The organism is Paenibacillus sp. lzh-N1, assembly GCF_002872435.1.
Taxonomy (GTDB): domain Bacteria; phylum Bacillota; class Bacilli; order Paenibacillales; family Paenibacillaceae; genus Paenibacillus; species Paenibacillus polymyxa_C.
Map to the genome: position 1 here is coordinate 182,534 of NZ_CP025696.1, position 26,839 is coordinate 209,372.

General features: G+C 45.6%; 21 protein-coding genes. 9 read left to right on the forward strand and 12 right to left on the reverse strand.

The genetic code is table 11. The features are described from left to right. Positions 1-53: 53 nt before the first annotated feature. Positions 54-1,910 (reverse strand): B12-binding domain-containing radical SAM protein, encoded by a 1,857-nt coding sequence (locus tag C0638_RS00905; RefSeq protein WP_058711815.1) that lies wholly within the window; start codon positions 1,908-1,910, stop codon positions 54-56. Positions 1,911-1,960: 50 nt separating this feature from the next. Further along, positions 1,961-3,859, reverse strand: coding sequence for a DNA helicase RecQ (recQ, locus tag C0638_RS00910; RefSeq protein ID WP_102163291.1), 1,899 nt, complete (start codon positions 3,857-3,859; stop codon positions 1,961-1,963). Positions 3,860-4,082: 223 nt separating this feature from the next. Here recQ and C0638_RS00915 point away from each other — a divergent pair, with 223 nt between their 5' ends. Next, positions 4,083-5,096, forward strand: coding sequence for an RluA family pseudouridine synthase (locus tag C0638_RS00915; protein WP_058711816.1), 1,014 nt, complete (start codon positions 4,083-4,085; stop codon positions 5,094-5,096). An 84-nt stretch (positions 5,097-5,180) separates the two neighbouring features. On the opposite strand, the gene C0638_RS00920 is transcribed toward C0638_RS00915, so the two are convergent. Then, a complete protein-coding gene (locus tag C0638_RS00920) occupies positions 5,181-6,029 on the reverse strand; it encodes an RING finger protein (protein ID WP_040101831.1) in 849 nt (282 codons plus the stop codon). A 567-nt stretch (positions 6,030-6,596) separates the two neighbouring features. Between C0638_RS00920 and speD the strand changes: the two genes are divergently transcribed. Both speD and C0638_RS00930 read left to right on the forward strand, forming a co-directional pair. Continuing rightward, complete coding sequence (gene speD / locus C0638_RS00925; protein WP_058711818.1) at positions 6,597-7,403, forward strand: adenosylmethionine decarboxylase; 807 nt, start codon at positions 6,597-6,599, stop codon at positions 7,401-7,403. Between the two features lie 251 nt (positions 7,404-7,654). Next, a complete protein-coding gene (locus C0638_RS00930) occupies positions 7,655-9,073 on the forward strand; it encodes an NAD-dependent malic enzyme (RefSeq protein WP_058711819.1) in 1,419 nt (472 codons plus the stop codon). An 82-nt stretch (positions 9,074-9,155) separates the two neighbouring features. Here the strand turns inward: C0638_RS00930 and C0638_RS00935 are convergent, their stop codons facing one another. Together C0638_RS00935 and C0638_RS00940 are read right to left on the reverse strand one after the other, a co-directional pair. Continuing rightward, positions 9,156-9,836 carry a protein kinase family protein gene (locus tag C0638_RS00935; RefSeq protein WP_058711820.1) on the reverse strand — a complete coding sequence of 227 codons (681 nt, stop codon included), beginning with the start codon at positions 9,834-9,836 and terminating at the stop codon, positions 9,156-9,158. Positions 9,837-9,972: 136 nt separating this feature from the next. Beyond that, positions 9,973-10,704, reverse strand: coding sequence for an HAD family hydrolase (locus tag C0638_RS00940; protein ID WP_058711821.1), 732 nt, complete (start codon positions 10,702-10,704; stop codon positions 9,973-9,975). Between the two features lie 359 nt (positions 10,705-11,063). Between C0638_RS00940 and C0638_RS00945 the strand changes: the two genes are divergently transcribed. The 3 genes from C0638_RS00945 to C0638_RS00955 all read left to right on the forward strand — a co-directional run bounded on the left by C0638_RS00945 (position 11,064) and on the right by C0638_RS00955 (position 13,241). Further along, on the forward strand, positions 11,064-11,921 hold the full coding sequence (locus C0638_RS00945) for a hypothetical protein (protein ID WP_040101834.1): 858 nt from the start codon (positions 11,064-11,066) through the stop codon (positions 11,919-11,921). A 109-nt stretch (positions 11,922-12,030) separates the two neighbouring features. Next, positions 12,031-12,786, forward strand: a complete 756-nt coding sequence (locus C0638_RS00950; RefSeq protein ID WP_025676311.1) for a threonine/serine exporter family protein — start codon at positions 12,031-12,033, stop codon at positions 12,784-12,786. A 20-nt stretch (positions 12,787-12,806) separates the two neighbouring features. Next, the gene (locus C0638_RS00955) at positions 12,807-13,241 is read left to right on the forward strand and encodes a threonine/serine exporter family protein (protein ID WP_013370005.1); all 435 of its coding nucleotides are present in this window, start codon (positions 12,807-12,809) and stop codon (positions 13,239-13,241) included. 99 nt (positions 13,242-13,340) lie between these two features. On the opposite strand, the gene C0638_RS00960 is transcribed toward C0638_RS00955, so the two are convergent. Beyond that, complete coding sequence (locus C0638_RS00960) at positions 13,341-13,850, reverse strand: GNAT family N-acetyltransferase (protein WP_040101836.1); 510 nt, start codon at positions 13,848-13,850, stop codon at positions 13,341-13,343. Positions 13,851-14,014: 164 nt separating this feature from the next. Between C0638_RS00960 and C0638_RS00965 the strand changes: the two genes are divergently transcribed. Then, positions 14,015-14,788, forward strand: coding sequence for an MBL fold metallo-hydrolase (locus C0638_RS00965; protein WP_025676309.1), 774 nt, complete (start codon positions 14,015-14,017; stop codon positions 14,786-14,788). Positions 14,789-14,851: 63 nt separating this feature from the next. Next, the gene (locus C0638_RS00970; protein WP_025676308.1) at positions 14,852-15,940 is read left to right on the forward strand and encodes a M24 family metallopeptidase; all 1,089 of its coding nucleotides are present in this window, start codon (positions 14,852-14,854) and stop codon (positions 15,938-15,940) included. Positions 15,941-15,965: 25 nt separating this feature from the next. Here C0638_RS00970 and C0638_RS00975 read toward each other — a convergent pair whose 3' ends face one another. The 5 genes from C0638_RS00975 to C0638_RS00995 all read right to left on the reverse strand — a co-directional run bounded on the left by C0638_RS00975 (position 15,966) and on the right by C0638_RS00995 (position 22,897). Further along, entirely contained in the window at positions 15,966-16,664 is a 699-nt protein-coding gene (locus C0638_RS00975; RefSeq protein WP_058711822.1) for a queuosine precursor transporter, read from the reverse strand. A 247-nt stretch (positions 16,665-16,911) separates the two neighbouring features. Continuing rightward, positions 16,912-18,309: an L-cystine transporter gene (locus C0638_RS00980; protein ID WP_013370000.1), complete on the reverse strand. Its 1,398-nt coding sequence runs from the start codon at positions 18,307-18,309 to the stop codon at positions 16,912-16,914. Between the two features lie 244 nt (positions 18,310-18,553). Then, the gene (locus C0638_RS00985) at positions 18,554-20,455 is read right to left on the reverse strand and encodes a beta-glucoside-specific PTS transporter subunit IIABC (RefSeq protein ID WP_058711823.1); all 1,902 of its coding nucleotides are present in this window, start codon (positions 20,453-20,455) and stop codon (positions 18,554-18,556) included. A 166-nt stretch (positions 20,456-20,621) separates the two neighbouring features. After that, entirely contained in the window at positions 20,622-21,455 is an 834-nt protein-coding gene (licT, locus tag C0638_RS00990; RefSeq protein WP_013369998.1) for a BglG family transcription antiterminator LicT, read from the reverse strand. A 209-nt stretch (positions 21,456-21,664) separates the two neighbouring features. Further along, positions 21,665-22,897 (reverse strand): PTS transporter subunit EIIC, encoded by a 1,233-nt coding sequence (locus C0638_RS00995; RefSeq protein WP_102163292.1) that lies wholly within the window; start codon positions 22,895-22,897, stop codon positions 21,665-21,667. A 498-nt stretch (positions 22,898-23,395) separates the two neighbouring features. On the opposite strand from C0638_RS00995, the gene C0638_RS01000 reads away from it, so the two are divergent. Continuing rightward, entirely contained in the window at positions 23,396-25,099 is a 1,704-nt protein-coding gene (locus C0638_RS01000; protein WP_058711824.1) for a methyl-accepting chemotaxis protein, read from the forward strand. Positions 25,100-25,199: 100 nt separating this feature from the next. Here the strand turns inward: C0638_RS01000 and C0638_RS01005 are convergent, their stop codons facing one another. After that, complete coding sequence (locus C0638_RS01005; RefSeq protein WP_058711825.1) at positions 25,200-26,819, reverse strand: cobyric acid synthase; 1,620 nt, start codon at positions 26,817-26,819, stop codon at positions 25,200-25,202. Positions 26,820-26,839 lie beyond the last annotated feature (20 nt).

Here is a 26,839-nt window from a genome sequence, read left to right on the forward strand (position 1 = left end):
AAGAAGACATCGACTCATGGTATACCAAGAGTTGATGCCTTCTGTTGTTTATACTACATCGCGGCGATATTTTTGCCGATGGGCATGGTGTAGTACAGCGGTTTTTGCTGTCCGTTTTGCTGATAGACTACAAGCAGCAATGTGCGGCCTTCGGCTGTTAATGGGCTACCACCACTCAGGATATGATCCAGACTGAACGGCAGCACATCCAGCACAGCGTGCTTTTGCAGTTCCTTTTCACCCAGCTTCAAAGAAGCAAAGGCTGGGATCATCTCGCGGTATGGCTGCGGCTGTTGACTAGCCACATCCGTCTCACCTGTATTCTCCTTGCTCACATCTGCCGCCGCAGGGGACAGCAGCGCATCCGGGTGCTGAAGAGCCATTTTCATATAGCTGGACCAATCGTCCTTCTCCAAAGTATGCTCCCACCAGATTTTGCGCGGCTTATATTTATGGTTGAGGAAATAATCAAGCTTCATCAGCCCAAGCACCATATCCATTCGCTTGGTTCCCCGCGATTCCAAAAAGGACTGGAGACGCGTAAACAAGTCTTCGAGCTGATGTCCAATTTTTTGCCATCCCTGTCCTTCCCAGTAGTCTCCGAATTCCTGAAAGAAATCAAAGGCGGACGAGAATTCACGTTCGATCAGGTAGTTCACCGTATGGTCCATACGATGAGAGTTCCAGTATTTTTCCAATACATCTTCCAAGCGTTTGAGCCGTACGATATCGGCAAAGGAAAGGACGTCATTGCTCAACATTTCATACGGCGCAACATCCATATACGTATAGTTATACTTATCGGCATCAATGCGCAGACCAGTACCACGCAGCATTTTGAGGAAGCCCAGTTGAAGCTCTTCCGGTCCAAGCGCAAAAACGTCATTAAACGTTTTACGGAATGTGTTGTAGTCCTCCAATGGCAATCCGGCGATCAGATCCAGATGCTGGTCGATTTTCCCGCTTTGCTTGACCTTTGTAACAGTCCGGGAAAGCTTGGTGAAGTTCTGGCGGCGCTTAACCAGTTCATTGGTGGGATCATTCGTTGACTGGACACCGATCTCAAAGCGAAATACCCCCGGTGGCGCGTTCTCCGCCAAATAATCCAATACCTCGGGACGCATAATATCTGCCGTAATCTCAAACTGGAAGACACAGCCACGGTGATTTTCAATCAAAAACTTGAACATTTCCAGCGCATAATCGCGTTTAATATTAAAGGTTCGGTCCACAAATTTAATCAATTTAGCCCCATTGTCAATCAGATACAGAATATCCGACTTGGTGCGCTCGATATCGTAATAACGCACCCCGACCTCAATGCTGGACAGACAAAATTGGCAACTGAACGGACAGCCCCGGCTCGTTTCAAAATAGACAACCCGTTTCCCGAGTTCTGGGATATCCTCTGCAAAACGATATGGTGACGGCAGCTCGTTCAAGTCCGCTTTTGGACGACCCGGCATGATAATGACCTCTTCTCCCTTACGGTAAGCCAGTCCATATACAAAATGGAACTTGCGATCCCCTTCCAGCTCCTGCAGCAGTTGATGGAAAGTTTCCTCTCCCTCACCAACAACGATAAAATCCACATTCGTCAAGCGCTTCATCCAGTGCTCTGAATCGTAAGATACCTCCGGGCCACCCAAAACAATCTTGACCTCGGGCATAATCTTTTTCAACACATCAATGACTTTAATCGTCTCTTCAATGTTCCAAATATAACAGGAAAAACCGATGACATCTGCCCCTCGTTGAAACAGATCGGATACGATGTTCATCACCGGGTCCTTAATCGTATACTCCGCCAGCTCGATATCAAAATCCTTTTCACTGTAGGCTTTGAGGCATCGGATGGCCAGCGAGGTATGAATATATTTTGCGTTTAACGTTGATAAAATGACTTTCATAGGTCACAACCTTCTATAAGTTTGCATGGACTCTTACATCCTTAGTATAGCTATTCAAAATCCTCGTACACATCATCTGCAAAGATCTCATCCTCGCTCACCATTCCGCCGGTATTCCCCTCATTTTGAAAGAAATCAAGAAACGGCTTGCCATACTTGCGGAACTTCACTTCACCAACACCCTTGATCCGCAACATGTCTGCCTCGGATTGCGGACTCGCTACGCTCATCTCTCGCAGCGTGGCATCATTGAAGATGATATAAGACGGTACATGCTCCTGAGCGGCCAGATCACGGCGGATCAGGCGCAATTGCTCGAACACAGTTTCGTTGACTGCGGCAGGATAGGTATCGCGCCCCTTTCGTCCACGTGATCCCGCTCCACCTGCAAAAGCAGTGGCATGCCGGACCACACGCTGCATAACTTCGCGCTGGCCTCTCAGCACTTCAGCAGCAAGCTGCTGCAAGCGTACGACCGGATATTGCCCCTCGGATAGCATCAGATAGCCTTCCGAAACAAGAACATTGATAATTTCAGCAATTTCTTTTTCCGTTCGGTTGCCCATCACACCATAGGTTGGCAGGCTGTCAAAACCATACTGCAGCACCTTTTTGTTGCGCGAGCCTTTCAACACCGAGGCTACCATTGAAACCCCATACCGTTCCCGCATACGATGTATGCACGAAAAAATCTTTTGCGCATCTATGGTCATATCCACCAGTTCCCGCTCATCTGTACATGAACTGCATATGCCGCAGGCTTCATGCTCCTGCGCTTCTCCGAAATACTCCAGCTGTGCTGAACGTAGGCAGCGAGTCGTGTAGCAATAGTCAACCATCTGTTGGAGCTTACGGTAGTCGTTGCGCTTGCGGTCTTCATCCTGTGGATTTTGCTCAATCAGGAACTTCTGGGTCACAATATCTTGCGGTCCGAACAGCAAAATACATTGACTTGGGTCACCATCACGTCCTGCGCGTCCTGCTTCTTGTACATACGCCTCCATATTTTTAGGCATATTGTAATGAATGACATAACGTACGTTTGATTTATCTATCCCCATACCGAAGGCATTGGTTGCGACAATAACACGGATATCGTCGTAAAGAAACCCTTCCTGGCTGTCTGCACGTTCCTGATCAGTCATTCCTGCATGATAACGTCCTGCTGCCATGCCAGCGTCGCACAGGCGTTGATATAAATCATCCACGTCCTTACGTGTCGCCGCATAAATAATGCCCGATTCACCCTCATGTTCACGGGCATAATTTAGCAAAAAGCTACGTTTGTCCTCCCCACGCAGCACACTGAATGCCAAATTCGGCCTTCCAAGACCTGTAACGAACGTTTCCGGTGAACGCAGACGAAGCAGGCGTACGATATCATCCATAACCTGCGGTGTAGCCGTTGCCGTAAACGCAGCTACGATTGGACGTTCATACAGCCCGTCCACGAATGGAGCCACCGCCAGATAGCTGGTACGAAAATCATGACCCCACTGGGATACACAGTGAGCCTCATCTACCGCAACGCAGGAAATCGGTAACTGAGCCATCTCATCACGGAACCAATCCAATTCCAGCCGTTCAGGGGCGACATACAGCAACTTCAAATCTCCGTTCCGTGCGGCGCGTATACGGTCGTTGACTTCTCGACCGCTCAACGTGCTATTAATGTAGGCAGCTGCAATCCCCATCGTGGTCAGCGCATCCACCTGGTCTTTCATTAACGAGATCAGTGGTGACACAACAATGGTCAGCCCCTCATGCAACAACGCGGGAATCTGGTAGCATATCGATTTTCCGCCACCTGTTGGCATGATGCCCAAAGTGTCGTTGCCTTCCAGCATACTGGCCACAATTTTCTTTTGTCCCTCCCGGAAATCGGGATAGCCATAAAATTTTTGCAGCAAGTCCTGCGCCCGTTCCAATGTTGGTGCTTGTACACTCATAGTTTCAAAACTCCTCATATTTCTAGCGTCCTCGACGCATATCGGCTTTTCTTTCGTTACCTTTAGTTTACCGGGGTTAAGGGTAATGTTCAACCGCTGGAAGTCTGTCAATCGGGTTTTAGTCTCTTATGGCATTCGCTGTTTTCTCATGATATAGTGGACACGGTGCCGCAAATGGTCCATAACTATGAAGAGATACGGCTCCAAGAAGGAGAAAGAACCCATGAATAATCGGAAACCACAAAGGAAAAATCATACAAAATCAACCTCAAACTCAAGCCATTCCAAACGCAACCACAAATCCGCCGGAAAATCTGGCTCCTATAGACCGGAAGCTCAACGGAAAACCCATACTTTGGATAAAGCACCTGCCAAAACATACATCGTTCAGGAGCCTGCCGAGCTATTGAGCTTTTTAGTTGAGCATGTGACTGGTATGGGCCGTAATTCCATTAAATCAGCATTGGCGCGTGGACAAGTTTCCGTCAATGGTATTCCTCGTACTGTGCATAATTTTCCGCTGGAGCAAGGACAGACTGTCGCGCTCTCCAAGGAAAAGGTAGCTCCTGTGGTGCCGCTAACCGGGCTGCGTATTTTGCATGAGGACGAAGCTATTATCGTTATCCATAAAGATGCCGGGTTGCTTTCTGTCGCTTCTGCGCAGGAGCAGGAAGTCACAGCATATCGCCATCTTACAGCCCACGTACGACGCGAGCATCCGTACAACCGTATTTTTGTACTGCATCGTTTGGATCGTGATACATCAGGAGTGATGATGTTTGCGAAAAGCGAAGCCATACAGCAGGAAATGCAACAAGCGTGGAAGGAAGTTGTGTATGAACGAACATACATTGCTCTCGTAGAAGGACAGGTAAAAAAAGAAGCGGGCACAATCACCTCATGGCTGAAAGAAAGCAAGACGCTAAAAATGTACTCCAGTCCTTATCCGAATGACGGACAGCACGCAGTCACTCATTACAAGCGGCTTCAGGCCAATCGGCATTTTTCTTTGCTGGAAGTACGTTTGGAGACCGGACGCAAAAATCAAATTCGCGTGCATATGGAGGATATCGGTCATCCGATTGTTGGGGATAAAAAATACGGCTCTAAGTCCAAGTCGATTGGCCGCCTTGGTCTGCATGCAAAGGTATTGTCGTTTATACATCCCGTCACCGGAGTATTGCTGCGTTTTGAATCCGACATTCCTAAAACCTTTTTGAATCCGTTTAGAGAGTAGACTGCAGTAAAGCACACGAAGAAGAGTGTAATAATACAAAAGGAAATTAGGGGGTTGTAAAAAACAGCCCCCTTTTTTTGTTGGTTAAGCGGTATACCTCCGAACACCATCAGCCATTTTCATCAATTCATCCCATATATATATGGGTGAATTACACACTGGACATTCTACCCAACCGTTTAAGTAGGGTAGCTGGGCAAGAAGTAATTTCTCATCTATTTTTTGAGCATATTCGTGTAGCCACTGTATATTTGCACCTCTATGGTCCAATGAACGGGGGCGAATCGGATAGGGGATTAGATCGCCTGAACTGACAGGGTCTTTATCATAGACAACCAGAGTGTCACCCTGTTCATCAGGCCAAATATAGAGCGGGGTACCGCAATGGGGACAATCCAGCATATATTCGTCACCTGTATCATAGGTTTGCAGCATATAGGCTACGCAATGATACCCCTCAAAGGCGGCAGCCGCAGCAAGGACATAGCGCTTGCCGACATCTTCTTCATGTTCTTTCGCATAGAGCACCATTTCTTCCGTCAATTCTGCAAGGCGAACGATGGCACTTCGATATTGCGCGTAGATATATTCTGCCAGGCTAGAATCCACTTCTACCTGATCCCTTGCAAATTCCAACGGGATTTTGGTATGTAAGGGATTATTATTCTTCGCTTCAAATATTCCGCAAATGTTATATATATCTGCCCGAATTCCTATATCAGAACTCTTTAGCGCAATGTCTACTAGGTAAGGTACAGCCGCAAATGTACAAGTATACAACGTATTTTGGTGATACAATTCCTCCCAATACAAGGTGTCAGCTATTTCGCCATCATATCCGGCTTGGAGCTGTTTTAACATTTCTGGGACGTATTGAGAAGAACCGTAGGGGCCTTGGAGCAGAGTCCAGACCGGATCGGACAAAGCCAGCATCTTGATACTCCTTTCACCGTTTTCTTACAGTAACATGAGATAGATTTATAAAATGAGTTTGCTATCAAAAATTCATTTAACATCATAATTCTTAGCTTGTTACGTTTATTTCATTATACGCATATCACTAGCTGAAGTTGCTTTTCTCATTTTACGCAATGTACAAAGTCACTATTTTTGAGGGTCTATAATCATATTCGGTTAAGATTTGGGCATTATGAAGATAAGATACATTAAATTCAGGAATTACGAACCTAAAATTTTCTATTACATTACGAATCCACTGTCAATTTCGTTCCTTTCCTGTATACATAGTCCACATTATAAGCCCTGTTACTTAAAAATTGCTGAGTAAGAAATAAAGTATATTAACGTTAAATTCCCATACATGTAAAATCGAGAGGATCTCAAGTGACCCTGCCTGTTTTTAAATATGCCAAACGGGTAAGACATACATATTCAAGTCTTTATTTTGTCCGTTACAGAACGGATTGTATGAATCGGTATATGAAGAGGCGTGTTGGGAATATTACGTATGAATACTGCGACTATAAGGGGAAATAGCCTATGACCATAACACCGGAACAGCGGATTACCCTGCACGGATTTAACAATTTGACCAAATCATTGAGCTTTAATATGTACGATATTTGTTACACCAAAACGAAAGAGGAACGCGAGGCGTATATTGAATATATTGATGAACAATATAACTCGGATCGACTGACAGCTATTTTAAAAAATGTATCCGATATTATCGGCGCCCATGTACTCAATGTTGCTCAGCAGGATTATGTCCCTCAAGGAGCAAGCGTGACAGTGCTTATATCAGAAGGGCCGATTGTGGAGGTACCGAATGAATCATATGCAGAGTCACCAGGCCCCCTACCTGAGTCTGTCGTGATACAACTGGATAAAAGCCATATTACGGTTCACACCTACCCTGAATATCATCCAGACGAGGGGATTAGCACGTTTCGTGCAGATATTGATGTTTCTACCTGTGGGGAAATCTCTCCGCTCAAGGCACTTCACTATCTGACTCATTCTTTTGACACTGACATTATGACGATTGATTACCGGGTACGCGGCTTTACACGTGATACGAATGGTCATAAGCTTTTTATCGACCATGACATTGCTTCGATTCAAAACTATATTCCCGACGAAGTGCGCAATCAGTATGACATGATCGACGTGAATGTGTATCAGGAAAATATTTTCCATACCAAATGCAAGCTAAAACAATTTGATTTGGACAACTATCTGTTCGGCTACACAAAGGAAAGTTTGAGTGAAAAAGAACAACAGAATATTTCAACACGACTCAAAATCGAAATGGATGAAATTTACTACGGCAAAAATATGACGTAAACAAAAAATGGATCATTTCGTTGTACAAAGGACGATTGCTTGGACTGGAATTCAGCCGGGCTTTCGTCCTTTTTGGATACAAAATCATGGATTTTACTCAGCTTGATCTGTACAAGTGGAAGAATGTTCACTATGATAGGGGAAGAAACCACTAATTTAAACTATCAGCTCAGATGTTAGACTTGCTCCCGATTGTAAGCGCAATCAATTGATCTCACTATTTTGTTATGAAAGACAAAGGAGGAATTTGTATGCAAGGCGGTATTGGCGGTAAAAATATTATTTTACGACTGGAAATTTCCACCGAGCACATCCAGTTTGGTCAATTGATTACGTTGGTAAACGAACATGGCGGAGATGTCATTGCCATTGACGTCATCCGCACTTCTGAGAAGGCCACTGTGAGAGATATTACAGTCACCATTGCTGATCCAGCAGAAATCGACCGAATGATCACCCGGATTAAAAAAGCACAAGGTGTAAAGGTACTGTCCATCTCAGATCGCACCTTCCTCTTACATCTCGGGGGCAAGATTGAAATGCAGCCCAAGGTCCCGATTCAAAACCGTGACGACTTATCCCGGGTATACACTCCTGATGTGGCGCGCGTATGTATGGCCATTCATGAGGAGCAGGACAAAGCTTTCCGGTTAACGATCAAGCGCAACACTGTTGCTGTCGTCTCTGACGGAAGCGCTGTCCTCGGACTCGGCAACATCGGTCCATATGCAGCCATGCCGGTTATGGAAGGCAAAGCCATGCTGTTCAAGCAGCTTGGGTCCGTCGATGCCTTCCCGATCTGCCTGGATACGCAGGACACGGAAGAAATCATTAAAGCCATTAAGCAACTGGCCCCAGCCTTTGGCGGTATTAATCTGGAGGATATTTCATCGCCACGATGCTTTGAAATTGAACAGCGGTTACGTGACGAGCTGGACATACCTGTTTTTCATGATGATCAGCATGGCACAGCTGTCGTGTTGTACGCAGGGCTGATTAATGCGCTCAAGGTGGTCGGCAAAGCTCTGTCTGACGTCAAAATTGTCGTCTGCGGTATCGGGGCTGCAGGTGTGGCCTGTACCAAAATTTTGCTATCTGCAGGGGCAGTGAACATTATTGGTGTAGACCGGAACGGTGCGCTTACAGCTGATGAAACCTATGAGCATCCGATGTGGAACTGGTATGCGCAGCATACCAACCCCGAACGGCTGTCCGGCACGCTATCTGAGGTTCTGAAGGACGCGGACGTGTTTATCGGTCTGTCGGCAGGCGGAATATTGCAACGAGAAGACGTGAAGCGCATGAAAGAAGCTCCTGTCCTGTTCACCATGGCAAACCCGGTCCCCGAAATTAACCCAGAGGATGTCGAGGACATTGCAGGGGTCATCGCTACCGGACGTTCAGACTATCCTAACCAGATTAACAATGTACTTTGCTTCCCCGGCATATTCCGAGCAGCACTGGACTGTCGCGCACGTGAAATTAACGAAGAGATGAAGCTGGCAGCCGCAGAAGCTATCGCAAGCACAATCCGTCCCGATGAATTAAACAAACTGTATATTATCCCGGGTGTATTTAACGAGGGCGCCGTACAACAGGTGCGTAAAAAGGTGATTCAAGCCGCTATTGCGAGCGGTACGGCCAGAAGAGTGCCTAGAGATTTCAGATAAAAGAAAAGGATTGCCCCCGTAAAGCGGGTGCAATCCTTTTGTATAGAAGGATAGGGCTGTATCTCGGTATCCTTCACAGCGGTTATGATTTCCATTTAGAAAACAATTGACTGGCACGCTGGGCAAACTCCTCCAGGTTGATGCTGGAGTTGTCCAGCTTGTAATACCATTTTTTGATCGTCTCCAAAATCCATGAAGGAACCTTAATCTCGGAGAAACCGGAATAGAACGTATGATACGCCCACACCAAATGCTCCCAACGCTTGTCATCGCCTTCTTTTACATATTCAGATACATCTAGCACCTTGGCGCGTCCATCTTGCATGAGTACATTTTTGAGATGAATATCACGAGGATTCAGCCCCCTGGACCGAACAAATTCCCTCGCCTTTTCCACGTCCTCAATGACCTGCTCCGGCACCGGAATTCCTTGCAGCAGGCAATCCAGCAGCGTAATACCAGATTCGTAACTAATGACAATATACTTACCGCCCTTTCCGTAATAATGAGGAAAAAAATCAGAACCTTGCAAACGCTCATATACATCGGCCTCTGCATCTTTTTTTTCGATCGCCATGTCTGAATACACCTTAAACGCGTAGCCTGGCAACGTATCGAGCGTAAATACGGCCGCATCTGTCCCAATGCCGATACAGCGGACGCCTTGGGTGGCTGTTTTTATGGTAACTGGGTCATTATCCTCCGTACTATATACGGTCACTTGACTTATGATGTCGTCTGCCTGCCTCCATTGTTCTACCATGCGCGATCCCTCCTTCTCTGTTGTACCCATTTCAAATGAAGTTAGATCTATAACAGATAAATAGTATTACGGACCAGCTTTTGAAATAGCTTCAAAATAGGTTGGATTCTTTTGGGTGACACGATATGTACCGCGTCTAACGTGCGTCGGGCAGGAGCAGCCTTCTTAGCTCTGCATAGCTTGCCGCAGTTTCATAGACTCCCGACACATCAGATTCCGGGATAGCATTCCTGTGATTGAACCAAATTACCCGCCAATTTGCAGCTATAGCTCCCGCCACATCATTACGCCAGGAATCCCCAATGTAGCAGCAATGCTCTGCTAAAGTTCCTGTCCGTTCGTTGACTATTTCGAAAATGCGCGGATCAGGCTTGGCATAACCAACAGTCCCAGACACAAAAATATACTCTGCCGCAACATGATTTTCCAGTGTCATAGCTTTAATTTTGCTCATCTGATGTTCTTCAAGACCGTTCGTAATCAAACCGACCAAATAGCCAGCCGAGCTCAATTCATCGATTAATGAGGTAGCCCCCTCAAAAGACTCAATTCGGTACTGTCGATCCAAGTATTCTTGTTGGACATGCATTGCCTGCTCACGGGTAATAGCTACCCCGAATTCTTGTAGAGCCAGAATAAAACGACCTTCCCTCATATCATCCAGTTCATCCTGCCCTACTTTCCCCTCCAATAGTCCTCCTTTAGCCGATAGTAAATCGCTGTAATAGCGAATACGGTGGTAGACTTCCTCATATGGAAAACGCTCACTTAATCCTAATACTGTACGCAATGCATCACGTGTAGGGTGCAAATGATCGTACATCGTATCATCTACATCAAAAAAAACAGCCTTCTTTTGCAAGTTCATATGCCCACTTCTTTCTGTTAAATCTTTGGATGACACTCTCTATACCTTGTCCTGATATTATACCCGTTGACCTATTACGTTGCACCCTGACCTTCCCAGCCCGTATCTCTCATTCACCCTTCTCAGGTGATAACATACACTGAAAAGACTGCATTTTCGCAAACTCACTTTACTTCACTACTGCGCTAACATAGGTATCTTGTCCTGGTTTGAACGAAAGCGTTTTATTTTGACAGCACACGGGTAAAAGGTCACATTTTTGAAAAAATTCGTCATACAGGTTTACATTTCGTGTAAAATCACGTACCTTTTAGGGATGAACGCTTTACAGATGTACTTGGATAAGGGAGGTATACACAATGGATTCCGGTTCTAACTTAGCCTACGGATCAGCCACACCTTTGATTGAGGCACTTATAGAGTTTGAACAGGAGCTTGAAGCGAACCGGCATTCTCTGAGTTTTGATTTGGGATTGATTATGGAACAGGGCCGCGCTCCACGATATATGGCTACACCGCCTGATGTTATTCCTTTTGCCCACGCTGGAGTGGACGGGATACATTATGGCTTTTTAACCGATTTTGGCCTTGAAAAGGACCTTTCACAGGCTCCGATTGTATGCGTTTCTCCCGTCGATTGGACGGGGGTATGGGTGGTTGCCCGCCATTTGCAGGATTTTCTAAGCGTTGTTTATACAGAAAACAGTTCATTAAAACGATACTATGCCAGTGGAGCTGACTATTCTGGACATGCCGGTCAGCGTCCTCTGCAAGCTGTGGATGAACGTACCGCATTTGTACGCGAATGCTTTCGGGAGCGCTTTGGCATTCTGCCGATTCAAGATATGGCAGCCTACATCGACAGCTTGCGAACAGAGCGTAAGCAAAATGAAGTTGCTCCTACACTGAATGGCTTGGGTATTCAGACATCTTCTTCTATGAAGCGTAGCTCTTCTATTGAGAGCGACTTCTTGAACGTAACGGAGCCGTTCCTCTGGGAACAACAAGGTGAAGCTGTACGTGAGTTGTTCCGCAGCGGTTCGCGTGAAGCCAGACTGGCCTTTATTCGGGATGCTCAGACACGGCATCTGTTCACCCATTCAGCCCTTCGTGCTTTTGTAACAGGGCAGCTTAAGTTGATGGGCTTGTCTGAGGCCGCAACATACCTAGAAGAGTCCTACTATACCGTTATTCCGGATACGATGGAATCTCGATAAACTCCATAGATTCCCCCAATTTAACCGCCTCTGAAAAGGCGGCTTTTTGTGCTACAATAAATGAAAACAACAGGGTCGAACGACCTGGGGCGCATGAAAGAGAGCGAGCATGAATAATCATTCCTATCCTACTCCTGAAATCATTGAGGTTTGTCTGCTAGCAGGCAAACTGATGATGCAAAATGGAGCCGAGACCTATCGTGTTGAAGACACGATGTCCCGCATTGCTTCGGCCTATGGCATATCCCAGTCCCATAGCTATGTAACACCCACTGGAATTTTTTTTGCTATTAATGATTCGGAACCTGCCAAGCTTATCCGGATCGTAGAGCGGACTACAGATTTGCACAAGGTGACCGAGGTGAACTCCATTTCACGTAAAATCAGCGCAGGCACTTTGTCACCCAGCGCAGCCGTAAAAGAGCTTTCGGAAATTGAACGTGGTCCCCTCCGCTATTCCAATCGTGTACAGCTGATCGCTGCAGCGTTGGCCAGCGGTTGCTTTATGATCATGTTTGGTGGAGTGTGGCGAGATTTCCCCGGAGCTGTGTTTTGCGGCGGTATCGGATTTGCAGCCTTACAATATTTTCACAGGCTCGTTAAGGTTAAGTTTTTCTCAGAATTTTCTGCATCTTTTCTAATCGGCTTGCTGGCGGCTCTGTTAGTGATCGTCGGCGGGGGACAGATGATGGATAAAATTATCATTGGCTCCGTCATGCCATTGGTGCCAGGGTTGTTAATTACAAATGCCCTTCGGGATTTAATGTCCGGGCACCTTGTCTCAGGGCTTTCCAAAGGTGCAGATGCTTGCTTGACGTCTTTTGCCATTGGAGCTGGTGTTGCAGTTATCATTTCTTATATGTAATTTGGAGGAGATTCAAGCTTATGCTTGCACAATTATTCACAAGCTTTATTGCCACCGCTGCTTTCGGCATACTGTTCCATGCCCCCCGACGCTCGCTGCTGCAATGTGGTTTTGTCGGTATGCTGGGCTGGCTTGTCTATTATTCAACCACGGATAGCATGGGACCTGTGAGCGCCAGCCTTTTAGCCACGATCCTCATCGGCATCGTCAGTCAAGGTTTTGCTAGACTGTACAAAATGCCTGTGATTATTTTCAGCGTGGCAGGCATGATTCCCCTGGTGCCAGGAGGAATGGCTTATAATGCCATGCGCCAGTTCGTACAACAACATTATCCTCAGGCACTGGAGCTGGCCATGAGCACACTGATGATCGCAGGAGCGATAGCAGTCGGTTTGGTAATCTCTGAGGTGCTTAACCAAATCTTTCACAACATACGTTTTAAACCTCAGCGTTAAAAACGGAGAAATAACAAAGTAAAAAAAGCTGCCTCTAAAATCGCTACACTGACAGTGTATGAGACGATGTTGGAGGCAGCCTTTTTCTGTAGCTCAATATTAATCTACTCGCTTACCCAATATAGCCAGATCGCGCTCTATGCTGTCCAGCACGGCAACACGTGGATAATACCCCCACTGCTCAAAGCCAAACTTCCGCAGCAGCGCAATACTCGGTTCATTATGACCAAACACAAACCCCAACAATGTTGTAATTCCTAGTCTAGGACATTCATTTAGCAAGTGCTGTACCAGACGGCTTCCAGTGCCGGTTCCACGAGAATCCTCATGGACATAAATGCTAATTTCTGCTGTACCGTTATAAGCTGGTCGGCCATAAAAGGACTGAAGACTGGCCCATCCAGCAATTGTCCCCTTTTGTCTTAGTACCCACAAAGGGCGGTGGTTTTCCTCATGAGCCTCAAACCATGGAATACGGCTCTCTACTGTCACCGGCTCCAGATCTGCTGTGACCATTCGTCCTGCAATCGTAGAATTATAAATATCCACAATATCGGGAAGATCCTCCCTGCATGCAATTTCAATGGAAAAAGATTGGTCCTTGTTCATTATCGTAGCTGCCCCCCTATTGTGGTGATTTATTTATTGTACAGGACAAGCGCACGAACAGCTATATCGAGTTGTTTTGCGGATTAACCCCAAAGGGTCTTATAATAGAGCTTGAACATAAGCCAACGCTACATTAACCGATTTAACGACATAAGACGGGAGGTATGCTTCGGAGTCAAAGGAATCCGAAGCAGCTTAATATGAATATTGGAACTCAAATTTTGATTTTGGAAGTGTCTATGGGACCTTTTTTTGGTAATTCGATCATTCATCCTGTACTGCTCAAGGACGAGGATGGACTTACATTGATAGACTCGGGCATGCTCGGCCAATTGGAGCCTCTGCGCAAGGCTATTTCAGATGTGGGTGAGGATATAAGCCGTCTGAAAAGAATTATTATAACGCATCAGGATATTGACCATATCGGAAATGTTCAAGCACTGCTGGACTTGCTACCGAACACTGCCCTGCTGGCCCATAAGGATGACATTCCATATATGACAGGAGAACGACCATTTATAAAGCTGACGCCGGAACGCATCAATCTGATGGAGCCTGCACTCAAGCAACAAGCAGAGGATATGATTCGCAACCTGCCAGATTTGCGCTTTGCTCATATTCTTGAGGACGGTGAACATCTGCCTTATGGTGGAGGCATACAGATTATTCATACACCCGGTCACACGCCCGGACATATCAGCTTGTATGTGCCTGCACAGAAGCTGCTGTTGGCAGCAGATGAACTGCGTGTAGTCGAAGGTGAGCTGGTCGGTCCCGCTGAGTCAGCTACGCCGGATATGCCGTTGGCTCTAAAGAGCCTTGATAAGCTGACTGTATTAGATGCTGATAAGGTACTCTGCTACCATGGTGGTTACTACGATCACAACGTACAGGCACGTCTGCAAGCATTAAGTCAGTCAAGAGAGAAAACCATTTAAAGATATAAATTAGGGTGTAACAAGAGCTATAATGAATAAATGGACAGAAAGGATTGAGACTCTATGAATGAGAAAATTGCCAAATTGTATGATGAACTAAAGTCACAAGCTTGGGATGGTCTGCTTGTGACCGATCCCAAACATATTTACTACCTGACAGGCTTTGCCAGTGATCCACATGAGCGTTTTCTAGGGCTCGTGCTGCTTCGTGACCAAGAACCAGAACTGATTGTACCAGCTCTGGATGCAGAAGCCGCTCAAGCTGCTTCTTCGGTGACGCGTATATCCACCCACACCGATACGGACAATCCATATGATCTGTTACGCCAACGCACAGGTACCGGAGTGAAAGCATTCGCACTAGAAAAGGAACACGTCTCCGTCCTCCGTTACGAACAACTACATACTGCCATTGGCGCTGCTCAATATGTGGACCTGGGTCCGGTGCTTCAAGAAATGCGCGTGAGAAAAACTCCTGAGGAAGTACAACGTTTGAAACATGCAGCTCGTTTGGTGGAAGATGCTCTTCGTCACGGCCTAACCCATGTTCGCGAAGGGGTGACAGAAGTCGAGCTGGTAGCCGAAATTGAATACCAGATGAAAAAACTCGGTGCAGATGGTCCATCCTTTGACACGACAGTGTTGTCTGGACCCAAAACGGCCTTGCCTCATGGTGTTCCGGGGACCCGCAAGCTGCAACACGGCGATCTACTCATGTTTGATATGGGCGTATATTCCGATGGTTATGCTTCGGATATTACACGCACTTTTGCCTTTGGCAAGCTATCAACTGAGCTGGAAACGATATATAATACGGTTCTCCGCTCAAACGAAGCCGGAATTGCCGCCATTCGCCCGGGAGTTTCCTGCGCATCCGTAGACCAGGCAGCTCGAGCCGTTGTTGAAGCCGCTGGATATGGCCCTGCTTTTAACCATCGGGTTGGACATGGTCTTGGTATGAGTGTTCATGAATATCCATCTGTACACGGAGGCAATAACGATCTGCTTCATGAAGGGTTTGTGTTCACGATCGAACCCGGCATCTACGTTCCAGGTCTTGGGGGCGTGCGGATTGAAGATGACGTTCTGGTCACCTCTGAAGGTGTTGAAGTGCTGACCTCATTTCCGAAGGAACTGACCGTGCTGGGATAAAAAAAGAGGGGCAACCCCAAGCCAATCATGACTTGAGGTTTTGCCCCTCCTCTTCTATCAAACGGAAATTGCGTGCGATGTACAAAATCGGTGTGCCCGCCGCAGTCAGTACAAATTTTAAGATGTAAGTGGTGAACAGCAATTCGATCCATATCCCCCACGCATAGCCGTAAAAGGCAATACTACAGAAAATGAGGGTGTCTATAAACGAGCTGATCATCGTGCTGCCATTGCCGCGAATCCAGAGCTGATGACGCTCCGGGAAAAACTTGCGAATCCAGGCATATAGACGCACGTCCAGCAATTGACTGACCGCATAGGCTGTCAAGCTGGCAAGCGCAAGCCTTGGCAACAATCCGAAGAGCTGTTGCATCGGTGTCTGGGCAAAATCCGTTGCAGTAGGCTCAAATAACAGCACCATCTGCATCGTGATCGTCGTCATAATCAGAGTGAAAAAGCCAAACCACACAGCTTTTTGCGCCTCTTTAGGCCCATATTTTTCATTTAGCAAATCGCTGGCCATATACATAGAAACATACATTGTATTTCCCAATGTCGTGGTAATGCCGAGCAGATCAATGGTTTTGGTTACCTGAATGTTGGCCAATACAGTAGCAACGCCAATCCAGGCGTACAGCCCTTTTTTACCAAACAACCGATAACATAACAAAAAGAACATAAAATTGACGAGGACAAATGCTGCCCCCCATAACAGATTAAACATGTAATCCTCCTAGTTTTGATAGCGCGGGATGGTTGCGAACCGCGGTTCATCCGAACAAGCCGGAAAAACATTATTTTAATGTATCATAGATTAGGATTTGTGAACAGCTATAATTTACACTGCCATAAGCCCAATATAAAGAGCCGACCTTAAGGTCGGCTCTTTATATTGGGGTGCTCATTGCACGTATACATATGCTATAAATGCGATATGAGACTGCAGTGTACACCATTCGTCTATCTTTTACTTAAGAGTGTGCCGCTACATCCAGATCCGTGCCATGGTTGTTGAACACGTCTTGATCGTTCTCCTTGAGTACTTTGCCAGAGATAAGGCCTGCGGTAATAGAATCATTAACATTCAACGCGGTACGGCCCATATCAATTAACGGTTCAACCGAAATGAGCAATCCTGCCAAGGCCACGGGAAGGTTCAGGGTAGAGAGCACGATCAGGGAAGCGAAAGTAGCACCCCCGCCTACACCTGCCACGCCGAACGAGCTGACCGTAACAACCAGAATAAGCGTGAGGATAAAATCCCAGCTTGTAGGATCTATGCCCACTGTTGGAGCAATCATGACCGCCAGCATGGCCGGATAAATACCCGCACAGCCGTTTTGCCCAATGGTTGCTCCCAGGGTTGCGGACAGATTCGCGATGCCGTCGGAAACACCAAGCTTTTTCGTTTGTGTTTCAACATTTAATGGAATAGTCGCTGCACTGGAACGAGACGTAAAAGCAAAAACCAGTGTAGGCAATACCTTTTTCACATATGTCACTGGATTATAGCCGAACAAGGCCAGCAAAATAAGATGAATAACGAACATGACCAATAAAGCCACATAAGAAGCGAGTACAAACTTGATCAGCTTCAAGATTTCATCCGGATTTGTCGTAGCTACAACTTTCGTGATCAGTGCTAAAATACCGTAAGGCGTCAATCTTAGCACCAGAGTTACAATCCGCATCACTACAGCGTACACTGCGTCGATCACTTTGCGGAAGGTTTGCGCCTGCTCTGGTTTTTTACGATCCAATCCGAGTACTGCCACCCCGATAAAGGCTGAGAAAATAACCACCGCCAACGTCGATGTACGGCGTGCCCCTGTCATATCTTCAAAAGGATTCGAAGGAATAAATTCCAGCACCTGCTGCGGAATAGTCATATCCTGGACTGTTCCCAGTCGTTCTTCCATCTTCAGGCCTTGCGCTTGCTCCTTTTCACCACTTTGAATCTCGATTGCTTTTAGATCAAAAGACAGGCTGGTTACAATGCTTACAGAAGCAGCAATCGCCGTTGTAATCAGTAGTACTGCAATAATGGACACGCTTATTTTGCCAAGGTTCTGTCTTCCCTTCAAATTCATAATAGCGGAAATAATCGACACCATGATCAGTGGAATCACGACCATTTGCAGCAAACGGACATAACCATTACCTGCAAGGTTGAACCAATCGACCGATTTGGTAATGACCTCTGAGCCGGCCCCATAAGCGTACTGAAGAATAGCCCCGTAGATCAGTCCGAAGCCGAGTCCGGTAAATACTCTTTTTGTAAAAGAGATGCGCTTTTTCTGCATCCAGACCAATACGCCGAGCAGTGCAAGCAGCACGATGACATTCAAAATAATAAAGAAGGTATCCATATATCATTTCCTCCAAACTTAAACGTAAGATGTTTTATAAAAAAGCGACCCTTCAATCCGAAGATTACTATATCACAAAGCCAACTATTTTTGTAGGTTTTATTGAAATAAAAATAATAAAGATGCTTCAGCTTTAGACTTTATGTAAACGCCAAACAGCAAGCCTTCTTAAAATGAAGGCTTGCTGTTTGTTATCCTGAACACAACGATTCGTATTCAATTCATTCGTAGATTTTTTTAGCTGTTAGACGATCACTGTATATAACAGTTCCTGTTCCTTAACCACTTTATGCTGATTCCCGGCAGGTTCCAACTCGCTAAACTGATCTACATTCGTAACAATAACAGGCGTTATCGTTTCGTAACCAGCCTTGCGGATTTCCACCAGGTCAAACTCCAGTATAAGATCGCCTACCTTCACGCGATCTCCTGCTTTAAGATGAGGCGTAAAATGAAGTCCTTTTAGTTTAACGGTGTCCATCCCTACGTGAATGAGCATTTCAAGTCCTGAATCACTCACCAAGCCTACAGCATGTCCGCTTTTGGAAATAGAGAACACTGTGCCGTCAACTGGGGAAACAACCCGACCTTCGGAGGGTTCAATAGCCCATCCTCTACCCATAATTTCTTGAGAAAATGCAGGATCATTAACTTCACTGAGCGGTTTAACTTCACCCATAATTGGGCTGAATACCGGGATTGTCTCACCTTTCGGAAGTGAGCTCACCGCAGATTGTGCTACTCCCTTAGTAGAAATGCTACCGGCAGCATCTGCTACTTGTGGTGCCTCTTCGTTCTTTTCATCTGTAAAACCGATCACATAGGTAACAATCGTAGCAACCACAAATGCAATAATGAGACCAAGAATTGCATACAAGAAAGTCGGTCCAATAAACATAGCCAGACCAGGTAAACCAACGAGTCCCCCAACGACGTACGCTTTTGTGCCAAACAAACTCATGAAGCCCCCGCCGACAGCTCCGCCGATCAACGCTGCCGTAAACGGTTTTTTAAACCGCATATTAACCCCATACATTGCAGGCTCGGTTACACCCATAATAGCTGTCAAGCTCGTGGAGAAGGCCACTGTTTTGACTTTGGCATTTTTGGATTTCAAGAATACACCGAGTGTAGCACCAGCCTGAGCCAAGTTAGCTGCTCCCATAATTGGAATCATGTAGTCATAACCCAGCGTTGCAATCGATCCGATCATAATCGGAACCAACGCGTAGTGCATACCAGTCATAATGATCAGGGAGAAGGTACCGCCGAGCAGCAGACCTGCAAGTGCACCTGTATTTTCAAACAACCAAGAGATACCACCAGACAGGCCGTTACCAATAATAGAGCCGAGCGGCCCTACAGCAACCAAAATCAAAGGTACAATAATCAATAAAGTCAGTGTTGGGACAACAAGCAACTTCAGTGATGCATGAGTATACTTATCAATGAATTTTTCAACATAGGACGCCAGCCAGATCGCGATAACAATTGGAATAACGGTCGAGGAATACGTGGCCGCTGTCACCGGAAGGCCAATAAAGCTAACCTTCACATTCGAAGCCAGTAATGCTGTAATGTCTGGATGTAAAATAGAAGCACCAATCGCCGCACCAATAAACATATTACTGCCGAGTTTTCTAGCAGCACTGACAGCCAGAATAATAGGCAGGAAGTAGAACGCACCATCACCTATTGCCGCTAAAATCGTATAGGTTTGACTCTTGTCAGACATCCAGTGCATAGCTACCAATAGGGCAATGATCCCTTTGATCATACCTGCACCGGTGATCGCCGGCAAAATAGGTGTAAACATACCCGCAATAAAGTCGAACAGTTGGCTGATCGGGTTTTGTTTTTTCTTGGATGCAGTGCTTGCGCCTGTTTCACTTTGCGGTGCCTTGGACATGTTGCTCACCAACGATTTATATACATTAGCTACATCATTACCGATAATCACCTGAAACTGGCCGCCACTCTCCATGACTCCCATGACACCATCCGTTTTTTGCAACTGCTCTTTTTGAGCTTTCTTGTCATCATGAAGATTGAAACGCAAGCGCGTCATACAGTGAATGACCTGCTCTACATTTTCTTCTCCACCGACCAATGTAAGTATCTCTTTGGATAATTGATTTCGATCCATGGGGTGTTCCTCTTTTCTTTTTAAGGTATAAAGTGTGAAAATTAGGAATAAAAAAAACCTGAATACAGAAAGCAGACAGCTTTATAAAAGCCAATCTTCTTTCAGCATTCAGGTTTTGCCTTCTGGTTTAGAAGTAGCAATCCTAAATCCCTGATCATCTATAAAATCATTGATTTTTAATGATGCGTTCGATATGAATGGTGAGATACAGCATCTCATCCTGGGACAAGCTTCGACCATAGATCTTAGTCGTATAATCTCTTATTTTTTCCGCACAAGCATAAGCGTCCTTATATTGTACCTTAACCATATCATGAAGGGAATTATCTGTATTTTGTACAGGAGTTCCATTCATAACCCGTTGGGCAAAAAATTTGAGATGTGTAATAAAGCGGTAATAGCTTAATGACTCTTCATCCAGCTCCATTACAAAAAAGCGACTTACAATGTTTATGATATCCTTGACGATATTAGTCAGGGTTATCGTTTCACGCATTTCACTGTTAAGCTGTGCATTCACCAAATGTAAGGCAATAAACGCCCCTTCATCATCTGGAAGTGTAACCCCCAGCTTGTCCTGAATCATGTGTAATGCTTTGGTTCCAATCGCGAATTCTTTGCGGTACATTCGTTTGATTTCCCAGTAAAGTGCATTCTTGATGTCCATACCCAAACGATAACGCTCTATGGCAAAATGGATATGATCTGTCAGCGAAATATAGATGCTGTCATGCAACTCTACACCAAGTATCGTTTTGGCATATTGGATGATTTCATCAGAAATTTCAACATACTCAATAGGGATATCAGACATCAGGGTCATCAATTTACGGGAAACCTCGGTACTTTCAAGCTTGAAAATTTTCTCGATTTTCCCCTCTTCAATCTCATCGCCTGTGTTTTTTTTAAAAGCAATTCCTCTTCCCATAATGACTAATTCTTTCTGCTGTTCATCAATGACCGTTACGACGTTATTATTCAGCACCTTTGCTATCTTCATTCCATCACCTTAAGCCGCTTGGAGTAGTAAAAAAAGGCAACACCAAAACTGACACAAAGTGCCTGTTTATGGTTTTGCCCGATATGCTCAGTAACAATCCATGATTGTGCAGTTTTGAATAACTGTCATCATAGTATCATATAGACACTGAGCTGACAAGATTTTTTTGTAAACACTTTCATGATGTAATTATGTGCGGTCGCTGCACCTTAACTGTTAGAGCTCTTTTCCACATTCACATCGGAGGAAGCACTGATGCGGGATGCGGATGCAATTTGGGATTGCTCCTCTTTTTCGTCCACAAAGCCCATAAAATACGTAATTACGTTAGCCGTAACAAACGAAATCAGCATGCTCAAAATGGCGTAAACAAATGTAGCGTCGGAAAACAGTGGTAAGCTAAGCAAGCCAGATAAGGCTGCAAAAGCAGTCAATTTCACTTCAAACAGACACATACACGCCCCGCCAACAGCCCCGCCGACCAGTCCCGCGATAAGCGGTTTTTTGAAGCGCACATTAACGCCGTATAATGCCGGTTCAATGATTCCAAACATAGCCAATATGCCTGTGGAAGCAGCTAGTGTTTTGACTTTGGCATTTTTGGATTTAACACATACACCGAAGGCCGCGCCTGCCTGAGCCATTACTGCCGCCGCAACAACAGGAGTAATAGAATCATAGCCATTCGTAGCCATGGATTCTATTATGTTCATCGACATCATATATTGCATGCCCGCAAAATGGAGCACAGGTATCGTCCCGCCAAACAGCAGACCCGCAAATACTTCCGCATCGTCAAACAATGAAGCAAGACCATCTGACAAGTTATGAGCCAGGGTCGTCCACAGCGGACCAAAAACAAACAGTAATAAAGGCACAATAATGATAAGCGTCAATGTCGGAACGACCAATAGTTGAATAGAATAGCGGTCGAACCTACTCAATCCCTTTTCAATCTTTGATGCAAGCCAGACAACAATAAGGATCAGTATAAAAGAAGCAACATACTGTGGCTCCACCACGGGTAAATCGTCTGAGTTCATTCTTAGGCTGGATTGCAGCAGTTCTATAATGCCAGGATGAAATGAGCAGGCCGCAATTGCCGCCGCAATAAATAAATTGCTACCAAGCTTTCTTGCCGCATTTACCGCTATCATAACGGGCAAAAAATAATATACGACCCCACCAATGTACCCTAAAACAGTGGAAACTTGAGTATCAGAAAAAAAATCTAAGAACAATAAAACAGGCGCAATCACCTGAATGATTCCTCCACCAATTAGCAATGGCAAGCACGGAGTGAATACACCTGAGATAAAATCAAACAGGCGGCTGAACGGATTCCCTCCTCTATTCGCTTTATCTTTGTCTCTAGTCGGTTCCTGTTTATCTTCTCCTTCTACCTCCGAGTTTATTTCCTTAGAAAGTAATTCACGATCCATAACTGCCTTTACCCCTTTTATATGTATATTGAAGACCACATTCGAACGTATTAAAGCTAGCTTAGAAGAAACTTGTAAAAAGTGGCATTCCTTATACTACTTATATTCCTTCTTTTTTACAATAGTTATAAAAGCACAGGTAAAGCCTTTTAATTTCTTACTCCTGATAATTTACATCAAACTTACATCTAAACACCTAAGACCATAGTTATATATTTTTTGTTTGTTTTTGGGCAAATATGACTATTCAACCGTCTGTTAATTATGTAAAATAGGTCTAACCTACTTTTTAGTAAATCATGGATTACTTCCCTTTCTCATTCTTGTCCCTTGAATACAGCTGAAATATACATAGAATCCGAACATTTTCAGTCTTTTCTTCAAGCAAAGAAAGGAAACAAGTAGATCATGGCTGTCTAGTATCTCATTGGACAAGCGGCCTACATCAAGCAGGGCAATCCGTCTGTTTTATTACCATCATGTGAGAGGAGAATTTTCATGAAGCTTTTTAATCGTTCCCTAGGCGCAAAATTGCAGATTATGTTTTTGCTGATTCAACTCTTTGCGTCCCTTTTGTTCAGCATCAGTTTCTATGCAGTAGCCATGAGTATTATTAATAGCAGTGTCATGCCTCAAGTAGATCAATTGCTAGAAACTGGAGCAAAAAATGTGTACCAGGATCTCAATATCTCCTTAGCTGTTCAGGCTGGGCAAGGAAGTGGTTCTGATTCGGGCTCTGCTATGCAGATGGAAGCTTATCTTCAGGACAAGGTCGACACCCTCAAATTAGAATCGGCATATATTGCGGTGCTGAAGGATGATGGTAAGGCCGAAGTTGTCGCACGAAACGTAAAATCAGCATATAAGGTCAAGGATACTCTCGTTCCTGTCGAGGATATTAAAGAAGCAAAACAAGGCGAGATGAATATCAGTGGCATTTACAGCGACTCGCACGGAGTACACAAAACCGCCTTCTTTGCCATATCAGGCAGTAATCTGATTCTTGGCGTGAACGAAGATGTTGGATTCGTACAGGAAAAATCCCAACAAATTCTATGGATTTGCATAGGTATTACACTGACAACACTTATACTGGGCGGAGTTATTTCTACCCTTGTCATACGTAAAGTTGTACAGCCCATTGCCGAATTGGTTCGTCATAGCGAAAAAATTGCCCAAGGTGATCTTTCACAAGACACGAAGGTTCATGGAGTTAATGAAATCGCTCAACTTGCCCGCAGCTTCCAATCTATGTCTCATAACTTGAAAGAAATGATTGGCCATGTGCTTACTACATCAGGTGCAGTTGTTAAAGGGTCGGACGAGCTGCTTCGTCGGACTGAGGCTATGAGTGTAAAAGTGCAGGACTCTACAGCTGCCGCCGAAGAAGTAGCCAAGGGCAGCAACAGCATCGCTTCTGCTGCTGCTGAAAATGCGCAGGCTATGGAGGAGATTGCTCAAGGTGTTCAGCATATCGCTTCCTCTGCCAATGATGTATCTGATCAAATCAGTGAAGCGACGAAAGAAACGGTTAACGGTAATACGCTTGCTCAAAAAGCTGTAGCTCAAATGTCACAGGTAGGACATGCCGCTGATGAGTCGCTTCGATACATACATAGTATGAATGAACGCTCAGAAGCTATTGGTAGCATCGTTTCTGCAATTTTCGATATTACAAAGCAGATTCAAATGTTGTCCCTGAATGCCTCCATTGAGGCTGCCCGTGCGGGCGAGCATGGACGGGGCTTCGCTGTAGTTGCCGGGGAAGTTCGCAAGCTCGCAGAGCAATCCAAAGAAGCAACACAGGAAATTTCGGACTACTTGGTTACCATTCAGGAAGTATCGCAGCAATCTGTGGACGCTGTGACCCAGGTTAGCCGTGAGATTCACTCGGGAACAGAAATGGTTCAGCAGGCGAGTTTCGCTTTTAACCAGCTAAGTGAGCTCATGCAAAAGATCAACGCTACGATTCAAACCGTATCCGCAGCAACAGAGCAAGTATCCGCCAGCTCGGAGGAAGTATCTGCTTCCGTGGAAGAAACAGCTCTCATTGCTGCCAATGCACAGCATATGATTCAGGAGATCGGTTTAAATGCCGACGAGCAACTGAATGAAATGGAAAGCCACAGTGAGGTTGTTCGTCAATTAAGCCAACAAGCAACTGAGCTGCAAAAGGCGGTCCAAAAATTTAAAATTAAGTAAGCTGAGCTGCTAAAAAAGGTATCTCTCAGTCACAAAAATGACTGTAGAGATACCTCTTTATTTTTTAAAAGCGAATTTAAAGGATCTTCCATGAAGAAGTTTATGAATCCATCCCCAGAATGCGATAAACTTGCTTCATATCTAAATGAGCGCGTACCACCTCTGCGACACGGTCAAACTCTTGTTCCTTGGCTTCACGTACAGTAAAAGTGCTATCTAAAGCTGCCAAGCCCTTGGCTTGTCGCAATCCATCCAACCAGGACCGGCGAAAACGGTCATTATCAAACACACCATGCAAGTAGGTTCCCCATACCTTACCGTCAATCGTGCCCCAACCTTCCTCAAAGGCGGCCCCTTCCCCACGCTGAATCTGGAATAATGTTTTCATATTCGTTGAGTCTGGAGTCCTGTCTATAGATACATGTGGTTCCGTGACATACTCCGTAACACCCATATGTATTTCATAACCTTCAATGATTGGCTTGGCGGCAGAACCTGAATCAGGTGCAGCGCTTAGCAAAAGCGGGCAATGATTAGTCAGGGTTCCTTGAACACGCACGGTTTGCTTTTCCTTTAAGAAGGTCGTGGATAGAGCTAGCCATCCTAATCCATCTGCCTGCTGCGGCAACCCAGATTCGACGGCATCGGGGTCAAATAGCGCTGTGCCCAGCATCTGATAGCCCCCACAAATACCAACCAGTTGCGTGCGTCCCGTCTTCATGGCCTCTCGAATGTCTTCCTCCAGCCCTCTTTCCCGCAATTCCAGCAGGTCTCCGATGGTGTCTTTGGTTCCCGGTAAGATAATAGCGTCAGGTACGCCCAATTGTCCGGCCTCTGTGACATAACGTACGCTCACGTCAGGCTCTGCAGCCAAAGCATCCGTGTCCGTAAAATTGGAAATACGCGGATAGCGTATCACCGCTATATCTAATTCTTTATCTTTTGCTGACCGCTTAGGCTTCTTGTCCAGTACGACCGAATCCTCTGCTTCAATACGAATGTCCGGTAAATAGGGCAATACACCGAGTACAGGAATACCTGTCCGTTCTTCCAGCCAGTCTAATCCCGGTTGAAGCAGAGACAAATCGCCTCTGAATTTGTTAATGATAAATCCACGGATACGCTGTACTTCATGGGGTTCCAGCAATTCGATAGTCCCTACCAGAGAGGCAAAGACACCGCCCCGGTCGATATCCGAAACCAGCAATACTGGAGCATCCGCCCAGCCTGCAAGGTTCATATTTACAATATCGCGGTCCTTTAAATTAATCTCTGCTGGGCTGCCCGCCCCTTCCATAAGCACAATATCATAGGTATCACGCAGCCGATTCAGCGCATCCATAACGGTATGCTTGGCTTGTGGCAAAAAATCCTTTCGGTAATCAGAGGCGCTCATATAGGCATAAGGTACACCGTGTACAACAATTTGTGAGTGCATGTCCTTGACCGGCTTAATCAGAATTGGATTCATATCGGTCGTCGCCTCAATACCACAGGCTTCGGCCTGCACACCCTGAGCACGTCCAATTTCCTTGCCGTCCTCAGTAACATAAGAGTTTAACGCCATATTTTGTGACTTAAACGGTGCGGGACGATAGCCGTCCTGCAGAAAGATCCGGCACAGTGCAGTCGTTACTACGCTTTTGCCCACATCCGACGCTGTTCCTTGAAGCATCAATATAGCTGCCGGGTTCGTGCGGGACGGTTCGAAAGTTGACAATTGCCTCTTCCCCTTTAACG

Bases quoted from the DNA above. Each gene is read 5' to 3' on its own strand.
- licT (WP_013369998.1), bottom strand. From the start codon at position 21,455: ATGAAGATAGCAAAGGTGCTGAATAATAACGTCGTAACGGTCATTGAT.
- C0638_RS00945 (WP_040101834.1), top strand. From the start codon at position 11,064: ATGGATTCCGGTTCTAACTTAGCCTACGGATCAGCCACACCTTTGATT.
- C0638_RS00940 (WP_058711821.1), bottom strand. From the start codon at position 10,704: ATGAACTTGCAAAAGAAGGCTGTTTTTTTTGATGTAGATGATACGATG.
- C0638_RS00950 (WP_025676311.1), top strand. From the start codon at position 12,031: ATGAATAATCATTCCTATCCTACTCCTGAAATCATTGAGGTTTGTCTG.
- C0638_RS00965 (WP_025676309.1), top strand. From the start codon at position 14,015: ATGCTTCGGAGTCAAAGGAATCCGAAGCAGCTTAATATGAATATTGGA.
- C0638_RS00955 (WP_013370005.1), top strand. From the start codon at position 12,807: ATGCTTGCACAATTATTCACAAGCTTTATTGCCACCGCTGCTTTCGGC.
- C0638_RS00905 (WP_058711815.1), bottom strand. From the start codon at position 1,910: ATGAAAGTCATTTTATCAACGTTAAACGCAAAATATATTCATACCTCG.
- C0638_RS00980 (WP_013370000.1), bottom strand. From the start codon at position 18,309: ATGGATACCTTCTTTATTATTTTGAATGTCATCGTGCTGCTTGCACTG.
- C0638_RS00915 (WP_058711816.1), top strand. From the start codon at position 4,083: ATGAATAATCGGAAACCACAAAGGAAAAATCATACAAAATCAACCTCA.
- recQ (WP_102163291.1), bottom strand. From the start codon at position 3,859: ATGAGTGTACAAGCACCAACATTGGAACGGGCGCAGGACTTGCTGCAA.
- C0638_RS00970 (WP_025676308.1), top strand. From the start codon at position 14,852: ATGAATGAGAAAATTGCCAAATTGTATGATGAACTAAAGTCACAAGCT.
- C0638_RS00985 (WP_058711823.1), bottom strand. From the start codon at position 20,455: ATGGATCGAAATCAATTATCCAAAGAGATACTTACATTGGTCGGTGGA.
- C0638_RS00930 (WP_058711819.1), top strand. From the start codon at position 7,655: ATGCAAGGCGGTATTGGCGGTAAAAATATTATTTTACGACTGGAAATT.
- C0638_RS00935 (WP_058711820.1), bottom strand. From the start codon at position 9,836: ATGGTAGAACAATGGAGGCAGGCAGACGACATCATAAGTCAAGTGACC.
- C0638_RS01000 (WP_058711824.1), top strand. From the start codon at position 23,396: ATGAAGCTTTTTAATCGTTCCCTAGGCGCAAAATTGCAGATTATGTTT.
- C0638_RS00995 (WP_102163292.1), bottom strand. From the start codon at position 22,897: ATGGATCGTGAATTACTTTCTAAGGAAATAAACTCGGAGGTAGAAGGA.
- C0638_RS00920 (WP_040101831.1), bottom strand. From the start codon at position 6,029: ATGCTGGCTTTGTCCGATCCGGTCTGGACTCTGCTCCAAGGCCCCTAC.
- C0638_RS00960 (WP_040101836.1), bottom strand. From the start codon at position 13,850: ATGAACAAGGACCAATCTTTTTCCATTGAAATTGCATGCAGGGAGGAT.
- speD (WP_058711818.1), top strand. From the start codon at position 6,597: ATGACCATAACACCGGAACAGCGGATTACCCTGCACGGATTTAACAAT.
- C0638_RS00975 (WP_058711822.1), bottom strand. From the start codon at position 16,664: ATGTTTAATCTGTTATGGGGGGCAGCATTTGTCCTCGTCAATTTTATG.